Origin of the sequence: Caecibacteroides pullorum, from assembly GCF_019239235.1 — a bacterium.
In the GTDB taxonomy this organism is placed as follows: domain Bacteria; phylum Bacteroidota; class Bacteroidia; order Bacteroidales; family Bacteroidaceae; genus Bacteroides; species Bacteroides pullorum.
Genome location: NZ_JAAZTS010000016.1, coordinates 41648 through 66693 on the forward strand (window position 1 = coordinate 41648; position 25046 = coordinate 66693).

General features: G+C 46.3%; 25 protein-coding genes. 21 read left to right on the top strand and 4 right to left on the bottom strand.

Annotated features, from left to right (window positions below; translation table 11 throughout):
* Nucleotides 1-20 precede the first annotated feature (20 nt).
* The 6 genes from HF894_RS10805 to HF894_RS10830 all read left to right on the top strand — a co-directional run bounded on the left by HF894_RS10805 (nt 21) and on the right by HF894_RS10830 (nt 6889).
* A complete protein-coding gene (locus HF894_RS10805) occupies nt 21-1433 on the top strand; it encodes a BACON domain-containing protein (protein WP_204972292.1) in 1413 nt (470 codons plus the stop codon).
* Nucleotides 1434-1543: 110 nt separating this feature from the next.
* Nucleotides 1544-2890 carry a threonine/serine exporter family protein gene (locus tag HF894_RS10810; RefSeq protein WP_075318808.1) on the top strand — a complete coding sequence of 449 codons (1347 nt, stop codon included), beginning with the start codon at nt 1544-1546 and terminating at the stop codon, nt 2888-2890.
* 68 nt (nt 2891-2958) lie between these two features.
* Nucleotides 2959-3930: a tyrosine-type recombinase/integrase gene (locus HF894_RS10815; protein ID WP_204972295.1), complete on the top strand. Its 972-nt coding sequence runs from the start codon at nt 2959-2961 to the stop codon at nt 3928-3930.
* 570 nt (nt 3931-4500) lie between these two features.
* Entirely contained in the window at nt 4501-5577 is a 1077-nt protein-coding gene (locus HF894_RS10820; protein WP_204972297.1) for a transcriptional regulator, read from the top strand.
* 84 nt (nt 5578-5661) lie between these two features.
* Entirely contained in the window at nt 5662-6030 is a 369-nt protein-coding gene (locus HF894_RS10825; RefSeq protein ID WP_204972298.1) for a hypothetical protein, read from the top strand.
* Nucleotides 6031-6244: 214 nt separating this feature from the next.
* Nucleotides 6245-6889 carry a sugar transferase gene (locus HF894_RS10830; protein WP_204972300.1) on the top strand — a complete coding sequence of 215 codons (645 nt, stop codon included), beginning with the start codon at nt 6245-6247 and terminating at the stop codon, nt 6887-6889.
* Between the two features lie 146 nt (nt 6890-7035).
* On the opposite strand, the gene HF894_RS10835 is transcribed toward HF894_RS10830, so the two are convergent.
* The 3 genes from HF894_RS10835 to HF894_RS10845 all read right to left on the bottom strand — a co-directional run bounded on the left by HF894_RS10835 (nt 7036) and on the right by HF894_RS10845 (nt 8116).
* Nucleotides 7036-7446, bottom strand: a complete 411-nt coding sequence (locus HF894_RS10835) for an N-acetylmuramoyl-L-alanine amidase (protein ID WP_204972303.1) — start codon at nt 7444-7446, stop codon at nt 7036-7038.
* Nucleotides 7443-7544 (bottom strand): smalltalk protein, encoded by a 102-nt coding sequence (locus tag HF894_RS10840; RefSeq protein ID WP_159436178.1) that lies wholly within the window; start codon nt 7542-7544, stop codon nt 7443-7445. Before HF894_RS10840 ends, HF894_RS10835 begins: the two co-directional genes overlap by 4 nt.
* A gap of 95 nt (nt 7545-7639) precedes the next feature.
* Nucleotides 7640-8116 carry an HU family DNA-binding protein gene (locus HF894_RS10845; RefSeq protein ID WP_204972305.1) on the bottom strand — a complete coding sequence of 159 codons (477 nt, stop codon included), beginning with the start codon at nt 8114-8116 and terminating at the stop codon, nt 7640-7642.
* 306 nt (nt 8117-8422) lie between these two features.
* On the opposite strand from HF894_RS10845, the gene HF894_RS10850 reads away from it, so the two are divergent.
* On the top strand, nt 8423-8641 hold the full coding sequence (locus HF894_RS10850) for a DUF4248 domain-containing protein (protein ID WP_021848213.1): 219 nt from the start codon (nt 8423-8425) through the stop codon (nt 8639-8641).
* A gap of 183 nt (nt 8642-8824) precedes the next feature.
* On the opposite strand, the gene HF894_RS10855 is transcribed toward HF894_RS10850, so the two are convergent.
* Nucleotides 8825-10909, bottom strand: a complete 2085-nt coding sequence (locus HF894_RS10855) for a BT4734/BF3469 family protein (protein ID WP_204972307.1) — start codon at nt 10907-10909, stop codon at nt 8825-8827.
* A gap of 224 nt (nt 10910-11133) precedes the next feature.
* Between HF894_RS10855 and HF894_RS10860 the strand changes: the two genes are divergently transcribed.
* From HF894_RS10860 to HF894_RS10925, 14 genes are all read left to right on the top strand, one after another.
* On the top strand, nt 11134-11289 hold the full coding sequence (locus HF894_RS10860) for a hypothetical protein (RefSeq protein ID WP_021848211.1): 156 nt from the start codon (nt 11134-11136) through the stop codon (nt 11287-11289).
* Nucleotides 11290-11749: 460 nt separating this feature from the next.
* The gene (locus HF894_RS10865) at nt 11750-12133 is read left to right on the top strand and encodes a hypothetical protein (protein ID WP_075316699.1); all 384 of its coding nucleotides are present in this window, start codon (nt 11750-11752) and stop codon (nt 12131-12133) included.
* Between the two features lie 237 nt (nt 12134-12370).
* On the top strand, nt 12371-13807 hold the full coding sequence (locus tag HF894_RS10870; protein ID WP_204972309.1) for a flippase: 1437 nt from the start codon (nt 12371-12373) through the stop codon (nt 13805-13807).
* Nucleotides 13808-13839: 32 nt separating this feature from the next.
* Entirely contained in the window at nt 13840-14967 is a 1128-nt protein-coding gene (locus HF894_RS10875; protein WP_204972311.1) for an EpsG family protein, read from the top strand.
* Between the two features lie 8 nt (nt 14968-14975).
* Nucleotides 14976-15863, top strand: coding sequence for a glycosyltransferase family 2 protein (locus HF894_RS10880; protein ID WP_204972313.1), 888 nt, complete (start codon nt 14976-14978; stop codon nt 15861-15863).
* Between the two features lie 2 nt (nt 15864-15865).
* A complete protein-coding gene (locus tag HF894_RS10885; protein WP_204972315.1) occupies nt 15866-16924 on the top strand; it encodes a glycosyltransferase family 4 protein in 1059 nt (352 codons plus the stop codon).
* Nucleotides 16918-18066, top strand: a complete 1149-nt coding sequence (locus HF894_RS10890) for a glycosyltransferase family 4 protein (protein WP_204972317.1) — start codon at nt 16918-16920, stop codon at nt 18064-18066. The genes HF894_RS10885 and HF894_RS10890 overlap by 7 nt, the downstream gene beginning before the upstream one ends.
* The gene (locus HF894_RS10895; RefSeq protein WP_204972319.1) at nt 18050-19216 is read left to right on the top strand and encodes a Coenzyme F420 hydrogenase/dehydrogenase, beta subunit C-terminal domain; all 1167 of its coding nucleotides are present in this window, start codon (nt 18050-18052) and stop codon (nt 19214-19216) included. The genes HF894_RS10890 and HF894_RS10895 overlap by 17 nt, the downstream gene beginning before the upstream one ends.
* Nucleotides 19213-20280, top strand: a complete 1068-nt coding sequence (locus HF894_RS10900) for a polysaccharide pyruvyl transferase family protein (protein WP_204972321.1) — start codon at nt 19213-19215, stop codon at nt 20278-20280. Before HF894_RS10895 ends, HF894_RS10900 begins: the two co-directional genes overlap by 4 nt.
* Before the next feature lie 21 nt (nt 20281-20301).
* Nucleotides 20302-21111 carry a glycosyltransferase family 2 protein gene (locus HF894_RS10905; protein WP_204972324.1) on the top strand — a complete coding sequence of 270 codons (810 nt, stop codon included), beginning with the start codon at nt 20302-20304 and terminating at the stop codon, nt 21109-21111.
* A gap of 11 nt (nt 21112-21122) precedes the next feature.
* Nucleotides 21123-22025: a glucose-1-phosphate thymidylyltransferase RfbA gene (rfbA, locus tag HF894_RS10910; protein ID WP_204972326.1), complete on the top strand. Its 903-nt coding sequence runs from the start codon at nt 21123-21125 to the stop codon at nt 22023-22025.
* 113 nt (nt 22026-22138) lie between these two features.
* Nucleotides 22139-22708: a dTDP-4-dehydrorhamnose 3,5-epimerase gene (gene rfbC, locus HF894_RS10915; protein WP_204969446.1), complete on the top strand. Its 570-nt coding sequence runs from the start codon at nt 22139-22141 to the stop codon at nt 22706-22708.
* A 9-nt stretch (nt 22709-22717) separates the two neighbouring features.
* Complete coding sequence (rfbD, locus tag HF894_RS10920) at nt 22718-23632, top strand: dTDP-4-dehydrorhamnose reductase (RefSeq protein ID WP_204972328.1); 915 nt, start codon at nt 22718-22720, stop codon at nt 23630-23632.
* Nucleotides 23633-23664: 32 nt separating this feature from the next.
* Nucleotides 23665-24804, top strand: a complete 1140-nt coding sequence (locus HF894_RS10925; protein WP_204969444.1) for a dTDP-glucose 4,6-dehydratase — start codon at nt 23665-23667, stop codon at nt 24802-24804.
* Nucleotides 24805-25046: the final 242 nt, after the last annotated feature.

Consider the following 25046-nt stretch of genomic DNA (forward strand, 5'->3'; position numbering starts at 1 on the left):
CATACATAAATCTAAGGAATATGAAACTGAACATACATCTGATTATAGCGATCCTCTGGTCGGCAGTCTTTCTGCTGTCGGCTTGTTCGGACGATCCTGAGAACGGGCAGCCCGAAGTTCCCGTCCTCACCTTCGACAAGGACCAGCAACTTGTGTTCGAAACGGCCGGTGGCCAGGCCGATGTACATTTTACTTCCACGGCGGCATGGACAGCCGAGGTCGATCAGGACTGGTGCAGTGTCACTCCCGCCCGGGGCGATGCCACGTCTTCGGTGGTCACGCTGACCGTCACTGCCAACGAAACGCCGGACGAACGGAATGCCACGCTGATTCTGAAGTCGGGAACGACAACGGCCCGCATGACCTTTGTGCAGAAACAGAAAGACGCTCTGACCGTCACTTCCAACCGTGTGGAAGTGGGTGCGGAAGGTGGAGAAGTGACGGTCGAAGTCAAGGCGAATATCGCTTTCGACTGTGAGGTAGACGAGGCAGCTGCCGAATGGCTGAGTGCTGTCCAGACGCGTTCGATGACGTCCACTCAGCTCCGCTTCACGGCTGCCGCCAACGAGTCGTTCGACAAGCGCGAAGGGAAGATCGTGATCCGCAGTGGCGAGCTGTCCGAAACCGTTACTGTCTATCAGGCCGGCGAGCAACCCGGAGTAATGCTTACGCAAGACGAATATACGGTGGGCAGCGAAGGAGGCATCGTGGCTGTAGAGCTTCGCAGCAATGTGCCTTTCCAGATGCGTATGCTCGACGATGTCGCTTGGCTGAGCGAGGCGGTTACCCGTTCGTTCTCTACCTATACGCGGCGGTTCGAAGTTGCTCCGAACGAAGATTATGATTATCGTTCGGCACGGGTCGCCTTCTTCAACGAAGAGCTGGGACTGGCCGATACGGTGACCATCACGCAGGTACAGAAAAATGCCATCCTGGTGGCGCAGGAAGAATATACGGTCGACGCCTTGGGAGGCACGCTCGATTTCTCGGTCAATACGAATGTCGATTTCCAGGTTTCGCTTTCTGCCGAATGGATCCGTCAGGCTGCTTCCACCCGTGGACTTGCGGAAGTGCCTTTGCGCTTCGTCATCGATACCAATCCCGGCCTGGAGCCGCGCGAAGCCGTCATTTCGTTTACGGCGGGTGAGCTGTCCCAGTCCGTCAAGGTCATCCAGCCCGGACGTCAGGACAAGGGTTGGCTGCGCATTGTTCACACCAACCGGACGTTCAGCATCCCGTCCATCACCGGTTCCTATTTCAACTATGGACACATCTCGTGGGGCGACGGACAGGAAGAGGTCTATCAGGAAGAAGCCGTTCATACCTATCAGACCGAAGGTTCCCACACCGTGTCTGTCGAACTGTTGGGAGCGGAAGAAGTTTCTTTGCCCAATCTGGTCGGAGTGACCGATCTGGATTTGACGCAGTTCTGATGATGTATTGCAAACCGGGCGCATATCAAAAGGATAAGCTTGCTTATTTTTTTGATATGCGCCCGGTTTGCACTATCTTTGTACCCTCAAAAATCAACTGTTACTGGAAGATGGCTAAAGCGTTAACTGATCAAGAAGTGGCCTTGTTGAGACGAAAGCTCGACTTGTTGCTCCGTACCGGAAAATTATTAGTAGAGAGTGCTGCCGATACCAACCGTATCGTGCGTAACATGAACCGTGTGGCTGCCTACTTGGGCCTCCCCGAAGAGAAGCTCCACATCGACGTGAGCTACACCATGCTGATGGTCAACGTCAGCGACGGCTCCCATTCGTTCTCCAAGTTTCAGAAGTGCGAGAAGCATGGCATCAACATGACCGCCATCTCCGAGATCAGCAAGCTTTCCTGGCGTGCCATCGAGAACGACTATTCGCTCGACCGCTACGAGGAAGAGTTGGAACGCATCCGCACCAAGAAGCGCAACTACTTGCCTTATGTCGTGGCCATCGGCGCCGGCTTTGCCTGCGGCGGTTTCTGCAAGCTGTTCGGTGGCGATTGGATTGCCTTCCTGTTTGCCTCCATCTGTGCCTTTGCCGGTTTCCGCGTGCGTGCCCGTTGCATCGAGTTCGGCATCAATCTGTACATGAGTATTGCCATTGCGGCCTTTATCTCCACCTGTCTGGCCTACGTCACCACGTTCACCGGCCTTTCGCAGACTCCCTATCATCCCTTGCTGGCCTGTGCCCTGTTCATCGTGCCCGGCGTTCCGCTCATCAATTTTGTGGACGACATGATCGACAATTATATCCAGGTCGGCATCGTCCGTGCCGTCAACACTGCCCTGATGGTAGTGGCCATGGCTTTCGGCATCGTGCTGGCCATGCGGCTCCTGGTGATGGAAGACGTGGTCATCGACCGCAAGTTCAGCGAGCTGAGCATCGTGCCCCACGATTCCTATTGGGTCTATGCCGTTGCCGCCGCTATTTCGGCCATGGGCTTCTCCATGATCTTCAACATCCAGCGCCGCCTGCTCTGGGTGGTGGCTATCGGTGGCATGCTGGCCGTCTGCACGCGCAATTTCGTCAACTTCGAGCTGGGCTTCGGTCCGGTAGTCGGCTCCTTTATGGGCGCTCTGGTGGTTAGCCTGGTGGCCGTGAAGGCCGTCCACTGGTTCCATGTCCCCAACCACGTGCTCACCATTCCTTCCGTCATCCCTATGATCCCCGGTGTGCTGATGTACCGTTCGCTGGTGGCGCTCATCAATATGAACGGCATCGTGGGCGAGGTCACCACCGTCGTTTCCAACGGCATCAACGCTTCGCTCATCATCCTCTGCATCTCCCTGGGTGTAGCCGTCCCCAATATTTTCGCCCGCCGCTACATCGCCAAGGACCGCCAGCGCTTCCTCAAGGCCGAGCTCCAGAAGCGTCGTGAGCGCGGTAAGTTCATTGAGTGGTAAGAAACTGATGGTTTACGTGGAATAAATTAATAATTTAAGCTTCCGTTTCTAACTTGAATTATTGATTTATGACAATTGTAAAACTAAAAATCCATCCGTCCTCTCCCCGGATCGGGAAGGGGACGCCTCTTTCCGAAAGCTTCAGGGACTATACGTTGGGCCTGATCGGCCGTCTGCGTCTTTCGGACCGTTGCCGCACGGCCGAGTCCTACCTTACGTCGTTCAACAGCTTCATGCGTTTCCGCGACGATGTCGACGTGTCTTTGGACAAGATAGACGCCGACCTCATGACGGCCTACGAAGGCTACCTGCGCCGGGAGGGCATCTGTCCCAACACCTCTTCCTACTACATGCGCAACCTGCGCGCCATCTACAACCGTGCTGTCGAAGACGGCCTGGCAGTCCAGTGCTATCCCTTCCGCCGTGTCTATACCGGCATCGACCGCACGGTCAAGCGTGCCGTCCCCTTGCAGGTCATCGGCCGCATCCGCAACCTGGACCTCAGTCTCGATCCCCGTCTCGACTATGCCCGCGACCTCTTCATGTTCAGCTTCTACACCCGTGGCATGTCCTTCGTCGACATGGCCTACCTGAAGAAGAAAAACCTGCGCGGCGGTTTCCTTTCCTACTACCGCCACAAGACCCGCCAGTTCCTGTCCGTCCGGTGGGAGCGCCCCATGCAGGACATTGTCGACAAGTACGACACGGCCGACACTCCCTACCTGCTCCCCATCATCCGCGATGTCTCGCGCGACGACCGCAACCAGTATCTCAGCGCCTCCCATCAGGTCAACCTCCGCCTCAAGGAGCTGGGCACCCGTCTGGGGCTCGACATGCCGCTCACCACCTATGTGGCGCGCCATGCCTGGGCCAGCATTGCCTGGGACAAGCGTGTCTCCATGTCTGTCATCAGCCGTGCCCTGGGCCATCATTCCGAGCATACCACCCGCATCTACCTGGCTTCACTGGATACGTCGGCGGTCGACTGTGCCAACCGCGACATCCTTAAAGCACTGGATGTAACTGGATGTAAGCGGTAGGAACCTCTGATTTCCGTCTTTCCGGCCGAGTCTTTGGGTGGTGCGGATTGCACGGTGTTTGGCAGACTCATTCCCGCCGTGCCATTCCGTGCCCCGAAACAGCTTGTCACATTTTTCCTTGTGATAAGAGCGGAATTTTGACAAAATAAGTGAGGTGGATTTGTAGAGTAGGGGGTCTTTCTCTTCCTAAGAGAAGGATTCATTGTGCAAAGATGGGGATAATTCCCCAAACAGCCAAACAAATAAAAGAATATAAATGTTTAAAATTTCGGAATTTACTACACACATTTTGCTGATTTGTTGAGCGAAACAGATTGAAAAAGGGGCAACAGATACTTGGAGCGCCAAGGTCTGAACATGCCTTCCTTCTCTTAGGAAGAGAAGTGCCTGAAAAAAGGGCGTTGTGCGAGGAAAAAGCGGCGTTGAAAAGCCCTGTCGGTGAATGAAAATCTTTGAATGATAACGAAGAGAACCATTGCCCGAAAATTTTCAGTAATGCACGGAGGTAAACGTGTAAATTGTTGTTTTTCAGCAAGATATAAATCTTGTTGATATGGCCGAGGAACACCTATGAGCGAAGTGAAGCCCCTGATTGCTACCCCCGAAATGTTGGACGGCATGCGCAACGGACGCCAGGTCCGCTGGTATGTGCTTTCGCTTCCTTCCTGCCATCGCGGGCCGGCCTGCGGACTTCAGGAAGAACTCGACCGCCGTGTGCAGGAGGGCGAACCCGTGTTCGAATTTTTTGCCCCTTCCTACGTGGAAGTGCGCGAGTCTCGTGGTGAGCTGGTCAGCACCGAGCGTCCGCTGCTCTACAACTACGTGTTCATCCATGCTTCCGAAGTCGAGATTTTTCGTCTCAAGCGGCAGCTGCCCCAATACAACTTCCTGCCCCGTGTGCGCGACAGCCGCGGCAGCCACTATCCCTACTTGTCCGATGCCGCCATGGCCAACCTCCGTTGGGTGGCACGTTCCTACAGCGACGTGCTTCCCGTCTACGTGCCCCAGCCGGACAAGCTGCGCAAGGGCGACCGCGTGCGCATCACCGAAGGACGTTTCCAGGGCGCCGAAGCCGAAGTGGTCATCCAGCCCGGTGCCGGCCGTAAGGATGTCGTGGTCTGTGTGGACAACTGGATGTGGGTGCCTCTGCTTCATGTCCGTCCCGGCCAGTACGAAGTCATCAGCCTGAACGCCGACGGCAAGCATGTCTACACCCGCCTGGACAACGACCGCTACAGTGCCGGCCTTCACCAGGCCCTCTGTCGCTATCACAGCCCCCAGGGCGTCACCGATGCCGACCGTGCCCTGGCTGCCGAGGTTCTGCGGCTCTACGCCGGCCTCCGTCTGGACACCGACGTCATGCGTTGCAAGCTCTACGCCCTTCTGCTGCCGGCCCGTGTTATTCTGGGCCAGGTGGACGAGTGCCGTGAGCTGCTGAGCGTGGCCCGCACCTTTCTGCCCCTCATCAAGGCGGAACAGTCGCGCGCCCTCTTGCTCGTCACCCTCTACGGCTGCACCGACAGCAGCATCTACTACGAACAGGCCCACGAACTCCTGGCTCCCTGGCGCCAGCAGTCCGGCCTCAAGAAAAGCAAACTCCGTCTTCTCCAGTGCCTCGACGACTACGATCGGGTGCTGGGGCACTAAATTTAATTGATAATTGAGAATTGAAAATTGATAATGAACATCTGTCATTCCTTCATTCTCCATTCTCCATTTTCCATTAATTAAATGTCTTCCGCCCATCCCCTGGCAGCCCTGCTGACCGGCCATTTCGACGCCATCATGGAGCGCGAGCGTACCAACCGCAGCTCCGTCCACCTCTACGGTGCAGGCGACTATTGGGTCGCTTTCGAACAGTCGGCCTACCAGTTGTGCCAGCTCATGCCCTCGTGCGAGACCACCCTTTTCCGGTTTGCGGTCTATCCCTTCCCGGTGGTCATGGCGTCCGTTACCGATGCCCAGCTGCAATCTTTTGTGCGGCTGCACATCCTGCGTACCGACCAGCCTGCCTACAAGGTGTTCTCCGTCCGGCCCTATTCGGCGGACCGCTACCGGTCGTGGCACCGGACGCTGGAGCGTGGTTCTGCCACTTCCTAGGTCCGGCAGAACCGAACCGAAAGACTCCTCCGACAAACAAACAGACAAATTCTTCTAACAGGGCATCTATTTTTAGTTATTGAAAACAAACTTAACTTAACGTATCACCTATTCTGTGGCAACTATTCCGATGAGATGTGAATTATTTCTCCATGGTATCAGCTTTCTTACTAGTTTGTACTGTATGGATGTTGCCCATTAAACAATTAGTATTATGGTAGATTTTGAAAAAATTGAGAAGGATGACCATTTCATCCCCGACGGAATGAATGGCTTCGAGCGTAACACGAAGCGTGTTATTGACTGTCTGACCGCCCTGGTCGCCATGATTGTCTTTTCCCCTTTATTTTTGTTCTGCTACATTGCCGTCAAGCGCGAAGACGGCGGTCCCGCCATTTTCAAGCAAGAGCGCATCGGCCGTTTCGGTCGTCCGTTCTACATCTACAAGTTCCGCAGCATGAAGCTCGATGCCGAAAAGGCAGGTCCCGCCCTGTATTCCGGCGGCAAGGACAAACGCATGACCAAGATCGGCAAGTTCCTGCGTGAGCACCACCTCGACGAGCTTCCCCAGCTTTGGAACGTCTTCTGCGGGCAGATGGCCTTTATCGGCCCTCGTCCCGAGCGCAAGTTCTACATCGACCAGATTATGGAACGTGATCCCCGTTATCGCTACCTTTACCAGATCCGTCCGGGTGTCACCTCCTACGCCACCCTCTACAACGGCTACACCGACACTATTGAGAAGATGCTCCGCCGCCTACGTTACGATCTCTTCTATTTGGAGCATCGTTCTTGGGGATTTGATTTCAAAATTCTTTGGATGACATTCTTCAAAATCGTATTTGGTAAGAAATTTTGAGAGAGTTTTGTGTTGGTGGAACTATCTCATCAAGAAGCGGAAGGCAATTGATAATTGATAATTGAAAATTGAGAATTGAAAATTGGGAATGGAAAATTAAATTCGTCTGCACAGATCATTTTCAATTTTCCATTCTCCATTCTCCATTAAAATAAGTATTCCTTCGCCGCCTCGAAACACGGGCATGCCTTCATCGGATTCAGGTCGCGATGCCCCACGATGAGCGCCTGCGGAAACATCCGCTTCAGCTCGCGCAGCAGCGCCACGAGGCTTGCCTTCTGTTCCAGCGTCCGCGTGTCCTTCGGTTGTCCCTGGCGGTCCAGTCCGCCTTCGTAGCAGACGCCTATGCTGTGCCGATTGTGGTTCCGGCAGTGGGCTCCCACCTGTTCCAGCGGCCGTCCGCGGTGTATCTCGCCGTCGCGCGTCAGGTAGAAGTGGTAGCCGATGTCGCGGAAGCGCCGGTGCCGGATGTGGTCGCGGCGGCACTGTTCAAAGTCAAAGCTCTGCCCCTCGCGGGTGGCAGAGCAATGAACGACGATTAGGGTCACGGTTCTCATCCGCCTATACACGATGAGATTCCGAATACGCCGGCCAGGGCAGTAGCCACGGCCACAATTGCTTTGAGCACAATGCTCCAGACTGATTTCTTCTTCATAATTGAGAATTGAAAATTGAAAATTGATAATTGATAATTGAGAATGGATAATTAGTGTATTTCATTTTCCATTATCCATTCTCCATTTTCCATTATTACAGCGGACTTCCTCCTTCTTCCTCGTCCTCACCTCCGCCGCCGGGGGTAGGAGTCACCGCGGTGCCGTCGCCCAGGTAGTACTCGTTCTGTTCGCGCAGCGTCGCCTCCAGGTTGATTTTCGCGTTGCTCAGTTCGCCGGTGGCACGTGCGCGCAGCTTCAGTCCTGCCACGTGTTCCGATACCTTGAACTCTGCCGCGCTCGCGGCCCCGTGGTCGCTGATGATGCCCACCGAGAAGATAGCCAGGTCGTCCAGCTTCACGTTCTTGCCGTCCAGGATCAGCTCCTTGATGCAGGTCACCATGTCTGCCAGGACGCCTTTGATCACGCCCGGCGAGAACGGCGTGTTGTGTTTCGACATGTGGCGGGACAGCAAATCGATGTCCAGTGTCTCGTTAATCACCGGGCGTGCATACCACAGTCCGTTGCACGGATGGTTCTCGCCCACAATTTGAATTTTTCTGTAAGTAATCATTTCTTTAATTGATTAATAATTAGTAAATAATAATAGAGGATTGTAGGGACACACCATGGTGTGTCCGCCTTGTCCGCAATATAGGATGACTCAGTAACCGGACACACCGTGGTGTGTCCCTACAATTTCCTGACAATACAAAGATACCACCTCCGCCACGCGAAAAATCCATAACTGTAGGTTAGGGTAGGTAAGTGTAGGTAAATGTTGATTATCGTAGATTATTGTTGATTATTGCCGCTTTTGTGCATGGCGTTTCCGCTGATTTTCAGTATCTTTACGTCCGTAAAGACCAACACGAAATCTATGGAAACATTCACCATCCGCGCATACGGCCGCACCGAGCTGGCCCAGTTCTATTTCCCCGGCCTCAATCCGCAGACGGCCTACCGCAAACTGCAGGAGTGGATCGACTTCTATCCCCACCTGCGCGAACGTCTGCAAGCCGCCGGTTGCCATCCTCGCAGCCGTGTCTACATGCCCGTGCATGTCCGCATGATTGTCGAGGCGATCGGGGAACCTTAGGGAAATGAAGAACGAAGAATGAAGAATTGGACTTGGGCTTCGTAACTATGGACTTTAGCGCGCTAACCATGGACTTTAGCGTGCTAACTATGGACTTTAGCGTGCTAACTATGGACTTTAGGAATATGATAATGGATAATGGAAAATTAAAAAATTCTTCATTCTTCATTCTTCATTCTTCATTCAAACAAATCTTCCCATCGCCTGCTGGTTCCGGTAGATCTCGTCGCCCGTCAGCTCGACGACGCGGTAGCCCCGCTTGCCCGCCACGCGGACCTGCTGGAACCCCGCCTGCGACATCACCATCCCGATCTTCACCGTGCTCAGCCCCTGACGCAGGCCCACGTTGATGCGCGCCAGTATCTGTGCGTTCGTCACGAAGATACACGTCTCGCCCTCCATCGGGCGGCGGTAGTGCGTCAGGATCAGTTCCTGCTCCAGGCAGGGCACTTCGAACTGGCGGTTGTGCCGGTTCAGCGTCTTCACCTCCTCGTCGTCCAGCCAGTAAGCGAAGCCGTTCCGCGTCAGCGCATACGCCTGGGCGAAGATCTCCGCATAGTCCGGCACGTGGTCATAGGGGCTGTCGATGCTCTCCACCTCGAAAGGCATCCAGCGGCGGTTTCCGCTCAGGTCGTTCAGGAACTGGCGGTTGTTGCTCGTGCCGCAGAAGCTGGCAATGTGGGGCCGCATCTCCTTGTAGCGGGCATACGCCGCGCGTTCGTTCACGTGGCGCATGGTGGTGAGCGCCTTCAGCTGGTTCAGCTCCTTGCTCTCCATCTCGTCCAGCTCTTCGAGACACACCAGGGCGAATTCCGAGAGCGTCAGCAGGTCGTCGCGCGTGATGTTGCGGCTGTTCGACTTCAGGTAGAAGTAGCGGCGCAGGGCGGGCGGCAGCAGGTTGTTCAGCCAGGTAGTCTTGTAGATGCCCTGGCGGCCGATGAGCACCAGTATCTCGTGGTTCACCGTCTCCTCTTCGAGCAGGGCGGCCAGCATCGCCACGAGCCATTTCTTGAAGAAGCGGACAAAGAGCTCGCCATCCTCCTTGACGTGTACCTGCGCGGCCAGCCGTCCGATGTGGTCGGTCGTTCCGTCCCACGGGGGCAGGGCGTCCACGTATTCGCGAAAGGGGTTGTAGAGCGGCACGAAGTCCGACTCGATCACCGTCTGCACGTCCGTTTTGCGTGCCGGGCCCGACTCCTTGCACAGTCGTCGCCACATCGAGTTCACCTCGCGGTCCGTCAGGTCCTTGAATTCATTCGTTCCTTCGGGAGCGAACTCATATTTGCCGGTCACCGTGTTCTTGCGGAAGCGTCCCTGCCGGTTCAGGAACGCTTCGATGTCGTCCACCGTGACCCGCCCCTGTCCCGGGGCGGCATCCGCGTCCTTCCGCCGCGTGCCGAGGCTGCGCGTTCCGTGCTCCTCCGTGTGCTGGTAACACGAGCGCAGGATGCCCTCCACGTCGCCGTCGTAGTCGGCGAAGCGTTCCGTGGCCCATCGGGTCGCCGCCTCGCGGTCCGCCCCGTAGGCGTTCAGCAGGTAGCCCATGCGCATGATGTACTCGTTGTGGTGGTGTTCCGTGTAGGCGATGCCCTCGTCGGCGAGCAGCCTCTCCGCCGTGCGGACGATGCGGGCCAGCTGCCTGTCGGCGGCCTTCCGCTTTGCGGCGGATGCCGTCTGCTTCGGCCGGCTGATGAGGAATGTCGTCGCTTCGGGGTTGTAGAAAACGTCCGGGTCGTGCGCCACCCCGCTCAGGCGCGTCGCGTTCTTGCACTTCTCGTCGTAGGGATGGCCCGTCAGCGCCTCGTAGTGATGGTTTATGCGTCCGAAGGCCAGTACGTGCAGCTCCTGTTCCGAGCGCGGCTCGTAGTCCCTGGCTGCGTCGTAGGCCGCGACGACGCGCAGTCCCGTTCCGCTGATGGTGGTGTAGGCCAGTAGCGTGTGTCGGTCCTCCCGCACCCGCCGGATGCACTCCTCCATCTGTTCCGGCGGGATGTGGTCGAAGTCCGCCATACACAGGTGCGTCCATTCGCGGATATGCTCCTTGCATTTGCCGCCGCCGAAGCGCACCGCCACGGCGAAACACGGGCAGACACTCTTCTCGTGTCCCGCCGCCTCCTTCTGTCCCTGCGACAGGAATTCCCGGTAGCGGCGCGTGTGTTCGGCCGTATCCGCGTCGTGTCGGATCAGTTCGACGATATGTTCCAATGCGATGTCTGTGGGTTTCAGTCCCCTGTAGCCTCTGAACAGGCTGAGCGTTGTCTTTTTCATAATAAAAGAATTTTTTAGGTAAACATTCGTGTCCGTCTCGGTTTGTCCGTCGTGACAGTGTTGCGAAGTAGCAAATTACTCACGAAACCGCCAAATTCCCCGGTACCCACATGTCAGTACCGAAAACGGGCAGATTTAATGGTTTTAACGAAAATTAGTAGAGTTGTTACGCATGATATAGCGATAAATTAAAATCAAATGTTAAAACAAATACTGATAAAATTATGAAAGCAGCTTATTTTTTCAGTCCCCATTTAGGGGAATATATCATGCAATTGCAACACGTTGTTCCCGTCGACGGACGTCTGTTGAGTGAAGAAAGTCTGGCCCGTCGGGCCCGCATGTCCAAGACCACTGTCGAGCGGATAAAAAAGGGGTAGAAAAGCATCTGTATGCCTACTACGCCATCCTTCGTATCTATTGGGAAGCCTGCCAGGACAGTCAGGTTCTTCCTCCGGACCGTTTCCTCCGTGAGCTCCACCGCAGTCTGGAAGCCGATCACCGGCTCCGTCACGGCGACTGATGCCAACGTGTTGCAGGACCGGCCCGGTGCCGGTCCCTGCTTTTCGGCAGTGTGCCACCCTGGCCTCCCGAAAACGCAACTTCTCTCTATATAGATACAAGGTTATTGAATTGTTAATGGTTTTAACGGTCACTCTCCCCTGCGCGCGCGTGAGAAAGGTGTATATAGGGGGTGGAAGGGTGTCACAGAAAAGTTAAAAACGCATTTTTTGGATACGAATGTCGTGATAGATCTGCTTGATAAGAGATACATGCTACAATCCCAGTTTTAACCCCAGATGAATTTTTGACAAAACGATAAGATTAACCATTAATCCCATGTCCTACGCCGCTGACATCGAATCCATTTTCAACCCGTGCAATCTCGATGAAGATTGCAGCTATATAGCCCACCTGTTATCGCCCTACGAGAAACTCATCGTAGCGCGTATGGATGCAGGAGACTACACCTGTGCCGTCACCGTGTTTCTTGAAATCCTGGAAACTCTGACGCGTCATTTTGTAGCGGATGAGCACTATACCTATTTCGACGACATGTATAGTCCGGAGTATGTTTGCGATGGCATTATGCAGGCCATGAACCGCAGGATAGAGCAAGGCCTGTTTCCGATAGCGGAACAAGCCCGTCTGAAGGCAGGTCTCGAGCAGGTGAAGCAGTCGGAAGCCTGTCAGGATTATGGGGTGTTGCTGATGATGCTTTGAGAATCTGTGTTCATCCGTGTAATCCGTGGTGAAAAAATATTCTCCCTCTGTGGGACTCTGTGCCCTCTGTGGTGAATTACAAATCATCTTCTGAACATTTACATATACCATTTATCATTAACCATTAGCTAACTCCGGTTTTTGAGAACTTCAAGAGGAAGGCCTCCAAAAAGGGCTTTCCCGATGGTGTATTTCAAAATTGGAGGTGTAGCATTATGACTAATGTATTTAAACGAAATGGCAACAAATAACCAGTCATCAATAAAGAAGAACTTTGCATATAAAAGTGCATTGACTATTTCTACTTATATAATGAACTTTATAACCTTTCCTTATGTATCGCGCGTTCTAGGTGTTGATAAGATTGGTTTAGTAAGTTTTGTAGATAATGCGGTAAACTATTTCCTACTTTTTGCGACTATGGGGGTTGCCATATTAGGTGTTAGAGAGATTGCAACAGTTAAAGAGGATAGGAATAAATGTAATCGTGTATATTCCAATATATTAGGGATGAATATTCTATTCACGATTATTACATTAATCATTTATTTTACTTTCATAATTTTTGTTGCAGATTTTAACCGATATAAAGAGCTGTTTTATGTAGGGGGCGCGAAGATTTTGTTTACAGCTTTTTTGGTAGAATGGTATTTTACTGGTATTGAAAATTTCCGTTATATTACTATTCGTAGTTTACTTATCAAACTATTGTATGTAGTAGCTGTATTTATTCTTATACGTACAGAAGATGATTACACACTCTATTTTGTACTGACCGTCTTGGTAGTAATAATAAATGCGATTATTAATATGGTTTATATACGTAAATTTGTGAATCTAATCAAACACGAATTGTTCAGTAAAAAGTATATTAAGCAAAATCTATCTTTAGGTATTTATTCCATCATGACTTCTATGTATCTTACTTTTAACGTCATGTTTTTGGGATTTTGTTCTACAAATACAGAAGTAGGATACTATACTACGGCGTTCAAACTATACTCAGTTATCCTAGGATTTTTTACAGCGTTTACAAATGTTATGCTCCCAAGAATGAGTTCTTTATTGGCTGAAGGAGAAAAGGAAAGGTTTCAGAATTTGATAGATAAATCATTTGAGGCTATGTGCACTTTCAGCATCCCGTTAATTTTATGCAGTATTATTATGGCACCTCAAATTGTCTATATACTTTCAGGTCCAGGCTATGAAGGTGCAATTACTCCAATGCGCATAATAATGCCTGCCGTATTGTTTGTTGGTATAGCACAAGTCTTTGCATTGCAAATTTTACTTCCGATGAAAAAGGATAAGGTTCTTTTTACTGCCTCTATATTAGGCGCTTTTGTCAGTTTACTTATTAATATATTTGCTGTTCCTAGTATGCAAAGCATAGGTAGCGCAATTGTTTTGGTTAGTGCAGAAATAGTTGTTACATTAGTATATATGGTATATACATTATGGAATAAATTGGCTAAGTTTTCTATACAGGCAATAAGCAAAAATATATTTTATTCATTACCTTCTGTTCTAATATGCTATTTATGTAGATATTACATAATTAATAGCTTCTTTTCTGTTGGATTAGCCATATGTCTGTCTACATTATTCTGGCTTGGAATGAATATTGTTTTTAAGACTTGGATAGGCAATATCTGTTATAGAAGACACATGTAAATATAGTTTAAAACCGTAGATTGTTTCTAAAAATGCTAGTTTATATAATACCTGTAGTCATAACATTTTGCGCTTCTATTCAATATGACATTGGTGATCATAAAAGTATATGGAAAAAGCCTATCTGGTTTTTTTTATATTTATACTTAGTTCTTATAATAGGACTACGTTTTGAAGTAGGTGGCGATACTTTAAATTACATGGAGCTATACGCTTATCAGGAAAACTTAAGCGATTGGACTTTTAGTTTTGCAGAGCGTTTTCAGCCTTTTTATTCTCTACTATGTGCTTTAGCAAAAACTATTCATCCTGATTTTTTTGTTTTTCAGATACTTCATTCTGCTATATTGAATGCTTGTCTATTTTATTTCTTTAAGAAAAATACAGATAATTATTTTACTGCTTTGTTAGTAAGTTTTTCTTTTTATTACTTCTATTTTTCTACGGAAATCTTAAGGGAGGCATTAGCCATTATGATTTTTATACTCAATTATGACAATTATAAGAAGGGAAATTGGGTGAAATATTATTTGGGTGTTTCTATAGCAATAATGTTTCACCTTTCCGCATTGTTTCTAATTGTTCTACCATTTATAAAATGGCTTCGTTTCAATAAGTTTTTTATATTTATATTTCTACTGAGTCCAATTGTATTCTCTAAATTATCATATTTATTGGGTATTATAACAGGAGTTGAAATGCTTACACGTTTTGTTGTTGCTTATGAAGATTCATACAAATATAGTGGTGGCTTTTTAAGTACAATATATTTAATTCTTCGAATTTTTCGTTATGTTTTTTGTCCACTAATTTTACTTTTTATATATAAAGTAATACTAAAAAAGGGAATTAAATATGAGCCACTCATTTGCCTTTATATATTGTTAGGAGTTGGTGTCTATTATAATACTATCATTTTTGAGCGTTTCTCTAATTATATAACCCCTTTATATATGTTGGCTTTATCCGATGGAATTGTATATTGTTTCAAAAGGAAAATAATATCACTATACCGATCCACAGTGTTGTTCTGTTGTATGATTTTCTTTATATCATATAGTTCATATTATATGCAGTATAGATTATATAGAATTTGGATACCTTATTATTCCATTTTTAATCCACAACATGTAAAAGAAAGAAAACTATTTCAAATGTAATATTAATTATGGATGTCTCAATTATTATTGTTAATTACAATACTTGTAAAATCACATTAGATTGTATAAATAGTATATATGAAAAAACCAAAGATATTTCTTTTGAGGTTATACTAGTTGATAATGCATCATCAGATGATAGTAAAGAAATTTTTAGTAAAGATAATCGTATAACTTACATTTATAATGATAAGAATAAAGGTTTTGGTTGTGCTAATAATGACGGAATAAAAGTATCAAAAGGACGTAACATATTTTTTTTGAATTCAGATACAATACTAATTAACAACGCAATAAAAGTCTTATCTGATTTTTTAGATAATTATGATGAGGCAGGAGCATGTGGAGGAAACCTTTTTAATACAGATAACAAGCCCGCTCATTCATACAGGCGTTTTTATCCTTCAATATTTTGGGAGTTTAACAGTTTATTGTATAACATTCCAGAACGTATCTTATATGGAAAGAATGCCGAACATAATGAGACTAACAAAGTTATGGAAGTTGCTCACATAATTGGCGCCGATTTAATGGTAAAAAGAAAGGTTCTAGATGAAGTTGGTTGTTTTGATGTGAATTTTTTTATGTATAGAGAAGAAACCGAATTATGCTATAGGATTAAGCGCGCAAAATACAAAATATTTTCTGTTCCAAACGCTTTAATCATACATCTGGAAGGCATGAGTGTAAAGTCTGGATTTGAAAAAATTAATGAAAATAAGATACGCTGGATTCAAAATAACACCAAGTTGTTTTTATCGATGTATCATCATCCTATTTATGTAAAGATTGTTATTGCTATAGAATACATAAGCGTATTCTCTAAAATATTACTTTGTAGTATGTTTAAGAGATCACATTTGAGATATTGGTACACTGTTTTAAAAAATATATAATTATGCGTGTTAATATTCTTTGTAAGCAAAAAAGACAAAATACTACAGGTGGTAATATCTATGATTCATATCTTTTTGAACAGATTGAAAAAGAAGATAATATAGAAGTCCGATATATTACAGATGAACAAATCGGGTGTAAGATTTTGTTATTTTATTCTATATATTGCTGGATGTCGCGTAAAGATATTTTGGATTGCGACAAACTTATTATCAATAGCAGTCGTTTTTCTAAATTTCTACCATTTCTTTTCTTCTTAAGATTTCAGAAAAAGCGTTTACCAGTAATTACGATTCATCATCATTTTGGCTTTCGCCAACTTCAGGGAATAAAAAAATATGTATATAGGTGGATGGAATTACAATTTTTAAAGTATTGTGATATTATTATTACCCCCAACCAATATGTAAGAGAAGAATTGTTATCTCATTTTGGATCATCTAAAATTGCTTTTTTGGAATTAGCTTTTAATAAAGTGCCAAATAAAAAAATAACTCCCCAATTTGGTAATTTCCTTTATGTCGGTACGATTGAAAAACGTAAAGGCATAAAATACTTAATTGAAAGTTTGGCCTTACTTTCTGTTGAAATGAAGAAGGAAATAACAGTTAATATTGTTGGTAAGGTTGTAGAACAGGCTTATTATAAAAGCATACTTAAACTTATCAACAGGCTAGGATTGCAAAAAATTGTTAAGTTTCATGGTCGTTTGTCTGATGAAGAATTATCAACAGCTTATCAAAATGCTTCATATTTTGTTTTCCCTTCTTTACATGAAGGCTATGGTATGGTAATTATTGAGGCTATGTCCTATGGGATTCCAGTGATAGCATTTGATAACTCAGCCATGCCATATACGATAAAGAATGGTTATAATGGTCTACTGATAAAAAATAAAAATATACATGAACTTGCAGACAGAATGCAAACAGTATTTATTGATAAGAATTTGAGAGAGAAACTCTCTATAGGTGCCTTAGAGACTTACAATAGAGCACGCAGTTTGAATGACTTAGATAAAGATATATCTCTATTTATAAAACAAACACTTCTATGTTGAGAATTGTATATTTGGTAAACCAACTTCGAAAATCCGGACCTGTTAATGTCTTAAAAAACATTATTATACATTTAGATAGATCTAAATACAGTCCTGTCATTGTTAAATTTATGAATGATGACAAGACTCGCAGTATAACTGATGAATTTATAGAATTAGGAGTTGAGGTATATAATCTACAGCTTTCATTTTGGGATTTAGAATTAAGAACCGCAAAAGTAGCAAAGAGAGTTGACAAATTGTTATGTGATTTATCACCTAATATTATTCACACTCATGGGTATCATCCTGTTTTAGTTGCCTCGCGTTTAACTTATCCTTGTCCAAAAATTGAGACACTGCATTGTATTAGCGGCGAAGATTTCCTTTATTCAAAGGGCCTAATAATAGGGAACTGGATGAATTGGAGATATCTTAATAGCTTAACTTCATTGGATTATTCGGCTGCCATATCTCAAAGTGTACAAGATTTTTATTCAAAAAGAAACCTGATTAAAAATATAAATATTATTTACAATGGAGTAGATGATAAATTATTTAGATGTACTTTAAAAAAAGAAGATTATAGACAAATAGCTAAAATGCCTAAGAAAAAGAAGATTTTTGTTGTCATAGGTACTTTATCTCAAAGAAAAGATCCCATTACCGTAATTGAAGCTTTTAAGAAAGCATTAAAGATAATAGGCAATAATTCTATGGAGCTCTACTTCTTAGGTCAAGGTCCATTAGTCGAAAAATGTAAAAAGTTAATAGATAATGAGCCTTCAATAAAGCTCATTGGATATGTTTTCAATGTTCAAGATTATCTGAAAGCAGCCGATTACTCCATTTGTGCTTCTCACTCTGAAGGCTTCGGATTAAACTATATTGAATCCTTAATGGCCAATACACCAGTTATTTCATCAAGAATAGGTCCATTTAATGAATTCTCGTCTTTTTATCCCGCATTATCATCATTGCAATTTGAGCCTGGAAATGTTAACGAACTGGTTGATATTATTGTTAAAGTAATGACGGAACCGGTTCATATTAGTATGGAATCCATAGCTGCTGATGCTGTGCAAAGATTTTCTGCTATAAATATGTCCAATCAATACATGCAAATGTACTCTTCTCTTGTAAATAATGATTGTAAACGGTAAAACAATACATTGCTATGGCTGTGGCGTTTGTGCTACAGCTTGTCCTCATAAAGCGATTCAAATTGTGGAATCTAATGAGGGCTTTTGGGTTCCAGAGGTAAATTCAGCGTTATGTGTGGACTGTGGAATATGCGACAAAATTTGTTCATATACTTATGAAGAATATTTGGTCCCGAATGATAGGTTTGATGATACTTATGCTTATGCGGTTGTAAATAAGGATAAGGAGACACTTGGGAAATCCACTTCTGGTGGGGCAGGTTTTGCTATTGCTACATATTTGAGAAATCAAGGATACACCTTGGTAGGAGTAAAATATGATATAGAAAAGAATATTGCATGTCATTTTAACACAAACAGTATAGAGGAATTTAAACAAACAATGAATTCCAAATATATACCAAGTTATACGGTTGATGGATTTTCCGGTCTTATGGATGGGAAACGGTATGCGGTATTTGGTACTCCTTGTCAAATTGACTCTTTACGGCGTTGGGCTCGTTTAAGAAAGAAAGAAGATAACTTTGTTTTTATTGATTTATTTTGTCATGGCGTCCCTTCATATCTACATTGGAGATCATATCTAAAGTATCACTTAAGAGAAAATGAAAAACTCTTGGAACCTGTTTTTCGAGATAAACGTAATGGCTGGCACGCTTATACAATGAGTCTGAAAACAGATAGACGAACTATTTCAACTCGTTTACAAAAGAATGATTTTTTTCAAAATATATTTTTTGGGAATTTTTCATTAAACAAAGCTTGCTATACCTGTAAATTCCGTGGAAATCAAAGTGCTGCGGATCTTCGTATGGGGGATTTGTGGGGAGGCAAATATGCTAAGGATGAATCCGGCATAACAGGCGTTTTAGCCTTGACCAGTAAAGGGCTGGAGATTATAAAGGCAATATCAGAATTGGGGTTATGCGAGGTCGTTCAAGAAGAGGAATCTGTAGTGCAGGCCGGGCAGTTACATCATGACTTGCCTGTACCTAAAACACGAGAAGCTTTGTTGAAAGGATTTCGTGAAGAAGCGTCTTTACCTCTTCTTTATTTGAAATATGTACGTAGAATGTGGTTGAAAAATCTCGTTCCGTATAGAATAAAATGTTTAATAAAACAGATTATTTATACCGTTAAGAAAAAATGAAAGTAGGCATTCTTTCCATGCAGAAGGTGATGAATTATGGTTCATTTCTGCAAGGCTTTGCATTAAAGAAAACAATCGAAGAATTGGGGCATCAGTGCGAATTCATTGATATTGAGCAGGGGCGTGTTTTCCCTGAACTGAAACGTTCTTATACTTTCTTGCTTAAGAAAGCAGTGGAACGTTATATGAAATGGGATGTCCTAACTCGTTTACGCTATACGTGTATTTTTCAGAAACGTTTTAATACAGAGTTTTTTAATTTACTGGGAGTAAATACGCACACCATTACACATTTTGATGCAGTAGTCATTGGAAGTGATGAGGTTTTTAATTTTGCCCAACGTGTTCCTTGGGGATATACACCACAATTGTATGGCAAAGTGTCTAATGCGAATAAAGTAATATCGTATGCAGGTTCTTTTGGACATACAACCATGCAAGATATTGAACACTACGGAGTAAAAGATGAAATAAAAAATGCTCTATTTTCTATGGCAGCTATTTCTGTGCGGGATAAAAATTCTTATGAAATCGTACAAAAATTGACCGGAAAAACTCCATTGATTCATGTAGATCCTGTTCTGATGTTTGACTATTTGCCTTATGTACAATTGCCGGACTTGAAAGATTATATAGTAGTATATACTTACCCTAATAGAATAAAAGACAAGAAAGAAATAGCCGCTATAAAATCTTTTGCCCGTAAATATAACAAGAAACTTATATCGATAGGCTTTTATTTCCCGTGGTGTGATGAAACGGTGATACCAACTCCGTTTGAAGTATTGGGCTACATGAAACAGGCCGATTACATTGTTACCGACACATTTCATGGTAGCGTAATGTCTTTAAAATTCAATCGCCCATTTGTCGCATTGGTACGTAGTAGTAACAAGCAAAAGATGACTTCTCTATTATCTCAATTTAATTTGGCAAATAGAATAGTGGAAGATATTAATCTTTTGGAAGAGACCATGTTGCAAAAATCAAATTATGACTACGCAAATTCACTGTTGAAAGCAGAAAGAGTTAAGTCATTAGATTATCTCACACAAAATCTATAAAAGTAACCTTTTTTCTATTTTATGTTTTCTGTTCTTTTATCTCTCTACATAAAAGAACAACCTTCCTTCCTTAAACAAAGTCTGGACAGTTTGTTATCCCAGACGTTACTACCTAATGAAATCGTACTGGTCAAAGATGGCCCTTTAACGTCAGAATTGGATGCCGTAGTATCTGATTTTGCGAAACGTTGTGCGTCTTTGAGAGTGGTTGCTTTGCCTCAAAACCAGGGATTGGGCAGAGCTTTGAATGAAGGATTGAAGTATTGTTCTTATGACTTGGTGGCTCGTATGGATACGGATGATATTGCCAAACCGAATCGTTTTGAAAAGCAGATTCGCATATTTAATGAGTACCCGGAAATAGATGTTTGCAGTTCATGGGTGGAGGAATTTATAGAGTCACCTCACTATCCTGTATCGGTAAAAAAATTACCGGAGAAACATGTTGATATTGCTGTTTATGCCCATAGTAGAAATCCTGTCAATCATCCGGTAGTGATGTTTAGAAAGAAGGCTGTTATGGAAGCGGGTGGATATCAACATTTTCCGTTATTTGAGGATTATTATTTGTGGGTCAGAATGCTGGCTAATGGTGCCAGATTTTATAATATTCAGGAAAGTTTACTCTATTTCCGTACTTCGCCTGATATGTTTAAACGGCGTGGAGGATTAAAGTATGCAATGGATGAATTCCGTTTTCAAAAGGTAATGTTCGATATGAATATGATATCCAGTAAACAACTCCTACTGAATGTAATGACCCGTTTTCCAGTGCGTATTGCTCCTAATCAAATACGCAGTTGGCTATATAAAAAAGCATTAAGAAAATAATTGTTCATGACATGAAAGGCATCGTATTAGCCGGTGGTAGCGGTACCAGATTGTATCCCATCACCAAGGGAGTAAGCAAACAGCTGCTCCCCATTTTCGACAAACCGATGATTTATTATCCCATCTCGGTACTGATGCTGGCAGGCATACGCGAGATTCTCATTATTTCCACACCTTACGACCTGCCGGGCTTCAAACGCTTGCTGGGCGACGGTTCGGACTACGGCGTACACTTTGAGTATGCGGAACAGCCAAGTCCGGATGGATTGGCGCAGGCGTTCATCATCGGAGCGGATTTCATTGGCGATGATTCTGCGTGCCTGGTGCTGGGCGACAACATCTTCCACGGGAACGGACTGAGCGCGATGCTGAAAGAGGCGGTGCGCACCGCTGAAGAGGAGAAGAAAGCGACGGTGTTCGGCTACTGGGTGAGCGACCCGGAACGTTACGGCGTGGCGGAATTCGACAACGAAGGAAACTGTCTCTCCATCGAGGAGAAGCCACAGCATCCGAAATCGAACTATGCGGTGGTGGGGTTGTACTTCTACCCGAACAAGGTGGTGGACGTAGCGAAGCACATCAAGCCGTCTGCCCGCGGGGAACTGGAAATTACAACCGTGAATCAGGAGTTCCTGAAAGACGGGGAGTTGAAGGTGCAGACGTTGGGTCGTGGTTTTGCCTGGCTGGACACGGGTACGCACGACTCGCTGAGCGAGGCTTCGACGTTCATTGAGGTGATCGAGAAACGCCAGGGACTGAAGGTGGCGTGCCTGGAAGGTATTGCGTTCCGTCAGGGCTGGATTACGGCTGACAAGATGCGGGAGCTGGCGAAGCCGATGCTGAAGAACCAGTACGGACAGTACCTGCTACAGGTAGTGGACGAGGTGGAACGGACGGGAAAGCCTAACCTTTGAAAATGAAGAATGAAGAATTAAGAATGAAGAATTAATTTTCAACTTTCAATTCTCAATTCTCAATTCTCAATTCTCAATTCTCAATTATCAATTATTAATTATCAATTAATAAAGTGGACGTAATCAAAACCAATATAGAGGGCGTGGTAATCATCGAACCACGCATCTTCAAGGATGCGAGGGGGTATTTCTTTGAATCGTTCTCGCAACGGGAGTTTGAAGAGAAAGTCGGCAAAATACAGTTTGTACAGGACAACGAAAGCATGTCGAGCTATGGCGTGATGCGTGGGTTGCATTTCCAGCGTCCGCCTTTTACGCAGAGCAAGCTTGTAAGAGTGATTAAAGGTGCTGTGCTTGATGTAGCTGTAGATATACGAAAAAATTCGCCTACTTACGGAAAACATGTAGCAGTAGAACTTACAGAAGATAATCACCGTCAGTTCTTTGTACCAAGAGGTTTTGCACACGGTTTTGCCGTATTGAGTGATGAAGCTATCTTCCAGTATAAATGTGACAACTTTTATGCTCCACAGGCGGATGGGGGGATAAGTATTCTGGACGGAGACCTTGGAATTGACTGGCATATTCCTATGGATAAGGCTATTCTCAGTGAAAAGGATACCAAACATCCTTTACTGAAAGATTTCGACAGCCCATTTGATATTAATATTGAGCTTTACTAATACAGTATTATGAATATTTTAATTACTGGCGCTAACGGTCAACTAGGCAATGAAATGAGGTTGGTCAGTAAGGCATCCTCACATACATTTGTGTTTACGGATGTGGTGGAGGCGGAAGGCGTGGAAACGACGCTGCTCGACATCACTGATCTGGAAGCAGTACGCAGTATCGTACGAGAACGGGGCGTGCAGTGCATCGTGAACTGCGCGGCCTATACCAACGTGGACAAGGCGGAGAGTGACGAGGCTTTCTGCCGGGTGCTGAACGCTGATGCTCCCCGTAATCTGGCGCAGGCCATGAAGGAAGTGGGCGGACTGCTGGTGCATGTCTCTACGGACTACGTGTTCGGCGGAGATCCGTACAACACACCTTGCAAGGAAGACCAGAAGGGTACGCCGACCGGTGTGTACGGACGCACCAAGCTGGAGGGGGAACAGAACATACTGGCTACGGGCTGCGACTACGTGATCCTCCGCACGGCCTGGCTGTACAGTGAGTTCGGCAGGAACTTTGTGAAGACCATGCTGAACCTGACGGCTACCAAGCCCCAGTTGAAGGTGGTGTTCGACCAGGCGGGAACGCCGACTTATGCCTACGACCTGGCACAGGCCATCCATACTGTGCTTGAAGACTATGTACAGGAACAGCCACAGCAGGGCTACAGCAAGAACGGTATCTATCACTTCAGCAACGAAGGAGTATGCTCGTGGTATGACTTTACGAAGGTGATTGCTGCCTTGTCGGGGCATACGGCGTGTGACATCCAGCCCTGCCACAGCCATGAATTTCCCAGTCCGGTCATTCGTCCGGCTTATTCCGTATTGGACAAGACCAAGATCAAGGAGACTTTCGGTATCCGTATTCCGTACTGGATGGATTCGCTGAAGGTGTGTCTGCAAAACATGCAGGCACTCTGCCATTAACCATTTATCATTCACCATTAACCATTATTGAAATGAATTTCAAACGTAATATCGTAATCACCGGCGGAGCCGGTTTCATCGGTTCACATGTCGTAAGACTGTTTGTGAACAAGTATCCGGAGTATCGCATCATCAACTTGGACAAGCTGACGTATGCGGGCAATCTGGCCAATTTGAAGGACATCGAGGACCGTCCGAACTACAAGTTCGTGAAGATGGATATCTGCGACTTCGAGGCTTTCTACCGCCTGATGCAGGAGGAGAAGGTGGACGGCATCATCCATCTGGCAGCGGAGAGCCACGTGGACCGTTCGATCAAGGATCCGTTCACCTTCGCACGGACGAACGTGATGGGTACGCTGAGCCTGCTACAGGCGGCGAAGCTGTACTGGGAAAGCCTGCCGGAGAAGTATGAGGGAAAACGCTTTTACCATATCTCGACGGACGAGGTGTATGGGGCACTGGAGATGACGCATCCCGAAGGTATCGAGCCTCCGTTTACGACGAAGGCATCGTCGGGCAAGCATCACTTGGCTTACGGCAAGGACTTCTTCTATGAGACGACGAAGTATAATCCGCATAGCCCGTACTCGGCTTCGAAAGCATCGAGCGACCATTTCGTGCGTGCGTACCACGACACGTACGGAATGCCGACCATCGTGACGAACTGTTCGAACAACTACGGTCCGTACCAATTTCCGGAGAAGCTGATACCGCTGTTCATCAACAACATCCGTCACCGCAAACCGTTGCCGGTATATGGCAAAGGCGAGAATGTACGCGACTGGCTGTATGTGGAGGACCACGCACGAGCCATCGACGTCATCTTCCACAACGGAAAGATTGCCGAAACGTATAACATCGGCGGGTTCAACGAGTGGAAGAACATCGACATCATCAAGGTGGTGATCAACACGGTGGACCGTCTGCTGGGCCGCAAGGAGGGCGAGGATATGGACCTGATCACGTACGTGACGGACCGTCTGGGCCACGACATGCGCTACGCCATCGACTCAACGAAGCTTCAGCAGGAGCTGGGTTGGGAGCCCAGCCTGCAGTTTGAGGAAGGCATCGAGAAGACGGTGCGCTGGTATCTGGACAACCAGGAATGGATGGACAACGTGACTTCAGGGGATTACCAGAAATACTATGAGACAATGTACGGAAAGTGACAAATATCAGGTATTAAGGGATAATTCTCCATTTTCAATTATCAATTTTCAATTAGAGGAATAGTGAACTACAAGGAACTTGATACCCAGAAGATAAAGGACTATATCCAGGCGCATCCCGACGGGGTGGAGGTGGAGGACATCATCGCCCACAGCGGAGCGGAGAAACTGCGGGTGTATCCGGCCCTGTTCGAACTGGAGCAGGAGGGATGGCTCACGGTGACGGAACGGGAGGAGCTGGG

Coding starts and splice junctions, on each gene's coding strand:
- HF894_RS10805 (WP_204972292.1), top strand. CDS start 21: ATGAAACTGAACATACATCTGATTATAGCGATCCTCTGGTCGGCAGTC.
- HF894_RS10810 (WP_075318808.1), top strand. CDS start 1,544: ATGGCTAAAGCGTTAACTGATCAAGAAGTGGCCTTGTTGAGACGAAAG.
- HF894_RS10815 (WP_204972295.1), top strand. CDS start 2,959: ATGACAATTGTAAAACTAAAAATCCATCCGTCCTCTCCCCGGATCGGG.
- HF894_RS10820 (WP_204972297.1), top strand. CDS start 4,501: ATGAGCGAAGTGAAGCCCCTGATTGCTACCCCCGAAATGTTGGACGGC.
- HF894_RS10825 (WP_204972298.1), top strand. CDS start 5,662: ATGTCTTCCGCCCATCCCCTGGCAGCCCTGCTGACCGGCCATTTCGAC.
- HF894_RS10830 (WP_204972300.1), top strand. CDS start 6,245: ATGGTAGATTTTGAAAAAATTGAGAAGGATGACCATTTCATCCCCGAC.
- HF894_RS10835 (WP_204972303.1), bottom strand. CDS start 7,446: ATGAGAACCGTGACCCTAATCGTCGTTCATTGCTCTGCCACCCGCGAG.
- HF894_RS10840 (WP_159436178.1), bottom strand. CDS start 7,544: ATGAAGAAGAAATCAGTCTGGAGCATTGTGCTCAAAGCAATTGTGGCC.
- HF894_RS10845 (WP_204972305.1), bottom strand. CDS start 8,116: ATGATTACTTACAGAAAAATTCAAATTGTGGGCGAGAACCATCCGTGC.
- HF894_RS10850 (WP_021848213.1), top strand. CDS start 8,423: ATGGAAACATTCACCATCCGCGCATACGGCCGCACCGAGCTGGCCCAG.
- HF894_RS10855 (WP_204972307.1), bottom strand. CDS start 10,909: ATGAAAAAGACAACGCTCAGCCTGTTCAGAGGCTACAGGGGACTGAAA.
- HF894_RS10860 (WP_021848211.1), top strand. CDS start 11,134: ATGAAAGCAGCTTATTTTTTCAGTCCCCATTTAGGGGAATATATCATG.
- HF894_RS10865 (WP_075316699.1), top strand. CDS start 11,750: ATGTCCTACGCCGCTGACATCGAATCCATTTTCAACCCGTGCAATCTC.
- HF894_RS10870 (WP_204972309.1), top strand. CDS start 12,371: ATGGCAACAAATAACCAGTCATCAATAAAGAAGAACTTTGCATATAAA.
- HF894_RS10875 (WP_204972311.1), top strand. CDS start 13,840: ATGCTAGTTTATATAATACCTGTAGTCATAACATTTTGCGCTTCTATT.
- HF894_RS10880 (WP_204972313.1), top strand. CDS start 14,976: ATGGATGTCTCAATTATTATTGTTAATTACAATACTTGTAAAATCACA.
- HF894_RS10885 (WP_204972315.1), top strand. CDS start 15,866: ATGCGTGTTAATATTCTTTGTAAGCAAAAAAGACAAAATACTACAGGT.
- HF894_RS10890 (WP_204972317.1), top strand. CDS start 16,918: ATGTTGAGAATTGTATATTTGGTAAACCAACTTCGAAAATCCGGACCT.
- HF894_RS10895 (WP_204972319.1), top strand. CDS start 18,050: ATGATTGTAAACGGTAAAACAATACATTGCTATGGCTGTGGCGTTTGT.
- HF894_RS10900 (WP_204972321.1), top strand. CDS start 19,213: ATGAAAGTAGGCATTCTTTCCATGCAGAAGGTGATGAATTATGGTTCA.
- HF894_RS10905 (WP_204972324.1), top strand. CDS start 20,302: ATGTTTTCTGTTCTTTTATCTCTCTACATAAAAGAACAACCTTCCTTC.
- rfbA (WP_204972326.1), top strand. CDS start 21,123: ATGAAAGGCATCGTATTAGCCGGTGGTAGCGGTACCAGATTGTATCCC.
- rfbD (WP_204972328.1), top strand. CDS start 22,718: ATGAATATTTTAATTACTGGCGCTAACGGTCAACTAGGCAATGAAATG.
- HF894_RS10925 (WP_204969444.1), top strand. CDS start 23,665: ATGAATTTCAAACGTAATATCGTAATCACCGGCGGAGCCGGTTTCATC.